This is a genomic window from Clostridioides sp. ZZV14-6150, from assembly GCF_020657875.1.
Taxonomy (GTDB): Bacteria; Bacillota; Clostridia; order Peptostreptococcales; family Peptostreptococcaceae; genus Clostridioides.
The window spans coordinates 218,528-225,113 of record NZ_JAGWDA010000006.1 but is presented as its reverse complement, the minus strand read 5'-3'; the positions used below and the strand labels follow the sequence as shown (position 1 = coordinate 225,113).

The 6,586-nt window shown below is 24.5% G+C and carries 3 protein-coding genes; 1 reads left to right on the top strand and 2 read right to left on the bottom strand.

The window, feature by feature from the left end:
- Window positions 1-547 precede the first annotated feature (547 nt).
- Both KGF41_RS09510 and KGF41_RS09505 read right to left on the bottom strand, forming a co-directional pair.
- Entirely contained in the window at window positions 548-2,281 is a 1,734-nt protein-coding gene (locus KGF41_RS09510; protein WP_227856603.1) for a sensor domain-containing diguanylate cyclase, read from the bottom strand.
- A gap of 439 nt (window positions 2,282-2,720) precedes the next feature.
- A complete protein-coding gene (locus KGF41_RS09505) occupies window positions 2,721-4,955 on the bottom strand; it encodes an EAL domain-containing protein (protein ID WP_227827290.1) in 2,235 nt (744 codons plus the stop codon).
- Window positions 4,956-5,365: 410 nt separating this feature from the next.
- On the opposite strand from KGF41_RS09505, the gene KGF41_RS09500 reads away from it, so the two are divergent.
- Window positions 5,366-6,175, top strand: coding sequence for a MerR family transcriptional regulator (locus KGF41_RS09500; protein WP_227856602.1), 810 nt, complete (start codon window positions 5,366-5,368; stop codon window positions 6,173-6,175).
- Window positions 6,176-6,586: the final 411 nt, after the last annotated feature.

Sequence of the window (6,586 nt, the reverse complement as noted above, 5' to 3'; positions counted from 1 at the left end):
GGTTTGCATAACAATCCCCTGTCAGAGTTAATTTCAAAACTACATAATAAAGAGGAAATAACTGAAGAAAAAATAATGGAAATAGGGGATTGGATAAAAACTTGGAAGGATGAAGATTAATAGAGTAAAAGGTAGCTACTAATATAAGTGCTACCTTTTTTCTTGTGGATAAAATTGGGGATAAGTTGTGGAAAACTTATGCGAAATTTGTGGATAAAATATTTTGCTGACATTTAACTGACAAAAGCATATAAAAAAGACATGAATATATTGGAATAACAACATTTACAAATAAAGCTATGGTATAGTACCAATGTCAACAGCAAATAATAAATAATAGTAATTTCAAAGGTTTTATAAAAGTAAAAGGAGATGATTCAAATTTTCATTTTGAGATAACCCCTTTTTGTTATTTGAGATTATTATAATTATAATATCATTTTCAAAAAAAAATAAAAAAATATAATTATAATAGAATAGTTTATAATGTAATATTGTAATAAAAATAGTTAGGTTATATTAATATGGAATATACTAAATAAATATATTATTCACATATTCTGTAACAATTTTTACCACTTGCTTTAGCTAAATACAAAGCTTCATCTGCTTTAGAAAATAAGTTTTTATATGATTTACTTGAATCTGTAGCAAAAGCAATGCCAATACTCAATGTTATTTGATGATTGTTTTTTACTTTTACTTCACTTACATCAGTTAAAATATCATTAATGCTTTTTATTACAGAATCATTTGATAGCGATTTCATAAATATCATAAACTCATCTCCGCCGATACGAGCAACTATATCCTTATCATCTGTATTTTGCATTAATATTTTTGAAACAGCAACTAAAACTTCATTTCCTTCTAAATGTCCAAAAGTATCATTTACAGTTTTAAAGTCATCAATGTCAATAACCATTAAAGCTTCACTATTTTTTTGTTCAGTATTGATGAGATACTCATCTATAAAATTTTCTGATGCTTTTTGATTATAAAGCTGTGTTAATGGATCTCGTTGAGTTTGAGCAATTAATTTTTCTAATTTAGATTTATCTTCAGTTATATCTTTCAAAACACCAATTGTTTTGATTGGATTATGATCACCATCATAGATAACTGAACATTGAACACGAATCCATCTCCACTCATCTTTAATTAATGATTCTAACTTTCGTATTTCAATTGTTTCACGAAGGTTTCCACGAAGTACTTCTAATAATTTACCAATATCATCAAGATGAATACTTTTCCCATCTTTTAATATGTTGGAATAATTTCTTGTTTCAAAATTTTCTAGTTCAATTTTTCGGTCTATTTCAACTCGTTGATATCTTACAAAATTATCATTTTCAATATCATATTCAAACATAATATCTGTAATATTTTGTAAAGCAATACGATATCGTTCTCTTTCTAACTTTAATTCAGATTCTATATTTTTTAGTTGGGTGATATCTGTAATAATGCTATTAATTTTTACAATACCATCACTATTTAATGATTTCATTCCAGAATCTAATACCCACATTAATGTTCCATCTTTTTTACGTATTCTATATTCAGATGAATAGGTAGAGCCTTTTGCAAAACATCGTTCACAATCTTCTAGTGCTTTAGGTAAATCTGGTGGGTATACAGCACCTACTGCAGAGCCACCACTCATTTCCATAAACTCATCATATGTATATCCTAATATTTTAGGTAATCCCTCATTGACATAGAAAAATGAATATGTATCATCATCATTGCTTCCTTTTAATCCACCATTGATATTATTGGTAATCATTTCAATTACTTCTGTCTTTTCCTTTAGTAATCTTTGCAAATAATCATAACTTTGTGTTCCTATTTTATTAGGGAAGAATTCATCAACTTGCATTTCACTGTATGGGTTTGATATGTGCATATGTCTCACCAATAATTGTCCATTGTTTTCAATTATTTCAAATGTACAACGCTGACATACCTCTAAAATCATTTGGTCATTTTCTTTAGTACGAATAGTATATTTTCCTACTACGATACATCTATATTTATCTTCACTTACAACTTCAAATGTTTCATTATTCATATCACAAGAAGGAACTTCATTTTGACCAGCATAAAAATAGTCTTTTATTTCATTAAAAGAAGTGAGAAATTCTTGTTCTCCTGGACCAATCCAAGTAATATCTTTTGACATATATCTTAATACCTCATTAATATCTCGATTTACATAAAAACTCATTAAAATATGTCTTACCAATTCTGGTGCTTTTTTTGAGAGTGTGCTCATGATATTCTCCTTTCTTACTATTATATAAATTAATTATATTATATATTAATACTTTTAAATTAGAAAACTTTGTTGAACTATGACCTTTTTATGAAATAAGAAAATTTTATGCAATATTTTAAGTAAAAGTAGGTTTTTTATATAAAAACTTAATTTATCTGTGTTAACTCTGATTTATAGCATCAAATGATTTTATTATAAAAACACAAATAAATTAAAAGTAGTTACTCTAAATAGCTTAGTGCCCTAAAATTAAATTAATTTTATTGCATTATATATTAACTTATAGCACATAGTGGGAATTTTATCATCAATTTGTCGAACGATTGTGATTAATTATATAGTAGAATGCTTGTTATTAATTATACATAAATTGGAGTTTTAATTTAATAAATCTATAAAGGTACTTATAATTTATTTATAGTTGACACATTTAAAATTAAATATCTATTAAATTTTTTATTTTATCAACATCTATATACATACCTTGTGCAATAGACCTTCCATCAATTGCAGAAAGATTACATTGTTTATACATAACTGTAACAATCTGACCATTACGCTTTATAAATCTGTATAAAAAAGGTTCAATCTTATTTGTATCAATCATTTCTAAGCTTTTTTTATAAACGAAGTCTAAATCATCTGGATGAACAATTGCTCTTAAGTTGCCACTCATTTCACCAAAAAATTGTTCTTTTGTATAACCTATAATATCAAACATTTCTTCGTTCATATATGTAATAATCATATCACCAAATAAATCATAGCGAATGATACCTACAGGTAGCATTGAATAAAATTGTGATAAAGTACTACTTTCATCTAGATGAGTATTTGTCATTTTAGGTATTGAATATGATTCAAATTCATTTATATAGCCAGCAGTTTTAATTAAATCTAAATGTATTTTTGTTAAGATTAATTTATTTTTTGAAATAATACAATTTGCACTAAAATAGAAATTACTATAATTTTGACAACCTGTAGTTTCATCAGATAAAACAGCTTCTCCACTAATTAGTAATGAATCTGAACTAACATCATGTGGAGTTATACTTTTATAAAGAATAGAAAATTTTTTACCTTTGATATGTTTTTCAAAGTATTCTATTACCTCAGGAAAAGATGTAAGTTCTTTTTTGTTATAAAAGTCAAACCATTTAATATTTTCAATAACATTTGCTCTTAGTTTTTGCATATCTTGCATAATAAAAAATGCATCAAAGATTTTTTCTATTAAAGATTTTCCTATATCAGAATATTCAATAGACATTTTGCCTGAAGTATTTTTTTTAGATAGTAACTTTTCAAATTGCTTACATTCCATAGGTTTTGCATAATAAAAACCTTGAGCAATGTCACAGTTTATGCTTTTGATAAACTCTACTTGTTGTTCTGTTTCAACCCCTTCACACACTGTAAGTATACCAAGAGCTCTTGCAATATTTATTATAGAATATAAAATTGTTGTATTTTTAAAATCGTTTAAGTTATGAGATAAAAATATTTTATCAATTTTTATTACATCAAAAGGAAGGTTTTGTAACATACCAAAAGATGAATATCCAGAGCCAAAATCATCCATTGATACAGAAAAACCAAAAGAACGCAATTCATTTAGTTGTTGAATAATTGTATTTGTATTTTCTATCAATATATTTTCTGTAATTTCAATGCTAAAATTTGATGTAGCTACATTATATTTCTCAGCGATACTTTTTAAAGTGCTTGGAAAATTAGGGCTAAAAAAATGAAGACGAGAAAAATTACAACAAATTGGAACAAACACATCATTGCTATCAATCCATCTTCTTATATTTATACAGTTCTGTTCGAATAAATATAAATCTAATTCTATTATCAATCCAGATTGTTCAAATAAAGGTATAAATTTATCTGGAGTGAGAAGCCCTTTAAGAGGATGTCTCCAGCGTGCAAGTGCTTCACATCCAACTATAGTATTACTTTTTATATTATAAAGTGGTTGATAAAATACCTCAATTTGTTTATCTAATAAAGCGTATGATATTTCTGATAAAAATTCTTTATCATTTTCTAATTTATTATAAAAATTATTATCCTTAAAATCAAATGAAATGTATCTATTCTTACCTTCACTTTTAGCTTTCTTTAAAGCGCTATATACTTGATTTAAAAGTATTAAAGTAGTTATATCTGATTTACCATCCCAAATTGCACTACCAATACTAAATGTAACATTAGAATAGATTTCTTTTTCATTAGGAAGTTGTATTTTTAATTCCCTAGCGCATTTTATAATAGATGTTCCCATATCATCTAATTCTTCCTTCGATACATTTGGGATAGCAATTAAAAATCCTTCTCCTTTTAAATGGCCAACTATTCCTTTAGATTCGGGAACATAATACAATAGTTTTTGAGTAAGATTAATTAATAAATTTTCTCCCACTAGGTATCCATATATATCATTGAATAATTTAAAGTTATCAATATTTAATAACATAATTCCAATAGAAGTATTTTTTGAAATACAATTATCAATATATTGATATATAAATTTTCTATTTGGTATTTTAGTAAAAAAATCTATTTCGTTTGAGACTTTTAATTTACAATTTCTTTTCTCTAAATCTTTAGACAATAGTTCTACTTTTTTATTTAACATTTTTATATAATCATAATTTGGCATAGTATTCCCCCATAAGATACTTTGATTTTTTGATAATAACTGTGTTTATACTAAAAATATTTAAATGTTAATTAATATTTGAACAATATACTGAAATAATATATTAATATCATTAAATTTATAAAGCGATATTTCGGAAATAAAAAATAGTGTATAAAAATATAATGGCATAGGTGTAAATATAAAGTCAAATATATCTTTTAAAAAGCTTAAAGTTAGAAATGTCATAATCAATATTATAATAGAATAATGAACAAAGTATAGATATATTTAGATAGTTAACTAAATACAATTTATTTTTGAACCTTGTTTTAGAAGATTTTTTAGTATATTCTAAAATAGAATTAGGAAAATAGACGAGTTATTTATTTTTAAGAAAAAATATAATTATGGAGGACTTTATTATATAAATGAAAGATTATTATAAAATAGGAGAAATATCTAAAATATATGGTATAGGTAGAGATTCTTTAATGTACTATGAAGAAATAGGAATTCTAAAACCATTTAGAGATACCAATGGATATAGAATGTATAATATATCTGATATATGGAAATTGAATTTGATAAAAGAATTTAGAAGTTTGAATTTTCCAATGAAAAAGATAAAAGAATATTTAGATGATAGAAGTATAGAATCTACAAAAACTATATTAAATGAAGAACTTGATTTAATTGACAAAAAGATGCTTGAGCTTGTAAGTCACAAGGAAAATATCATAACAAGATTAAGTTCAATTGAAAGTGTGATTCAAAATACTAAAATAGACGAGATAGAAGTTGTATATATAGAAAAAAGGAAAGCCTTAGAATTAAATGCTGATATAGAAAGAGATGAAGATTTTGATTTTTTAATTCAAAAGCTTCAAAAAGAATATGAAGACAGATTTAATATACTTGGAAATAATAATATTGGTTCTGCTTTTTCTATTGAAGCAATCAATAATGGTATCTTTAATGAGTTTAAGTCTGTATTTTGTTTTTTGGAAGATAATGAGGAGATATATAATATAGTTTTTGATGAAGGGTATTATGTAACATTAAATTATACTGGAAGTAACTCCAATAATAAAATATATATGGAAAAAGTATTTAGATTTATAGAAGAAAATAACTATAAAATAAGTGCGGCACCAATAGAGATATATAAAATAGATATACATGAAACTGGAATTGTAGATGAATTTGTAACTGAAATTCAAGTTCCTATAACTAAATAGCTAAATTTTAATGGATTAGACAATAAATAATATAAAAAAATGTAAATTTACCACTAATTTGCCACCGTATTATAAAATCGGTGGCAAATTATATTTTAAGACCTTCTAAAATATTTACTGTTTCATTTTTCATTTTATGTGTGACATAAGAGTAAGTCTTAATTATATTTTATATTAGTTAAAGTATAAGTATATAGTGCTTAGATTGAAAATTAGTAATAATTATCTTTATATTTATATCCAGTTAAGAATATATAATTTTGATTTTCGACAACATTTATTATTTGTTTACTATATAATTTAATTAGTAATGTATAAAGAGGGGGATATAGGATGAAAATTAAGGAATTATTAAAAATTAATATCAACATTTATCAGACATAAATCTTATTAGATTAATAGTTATGGATG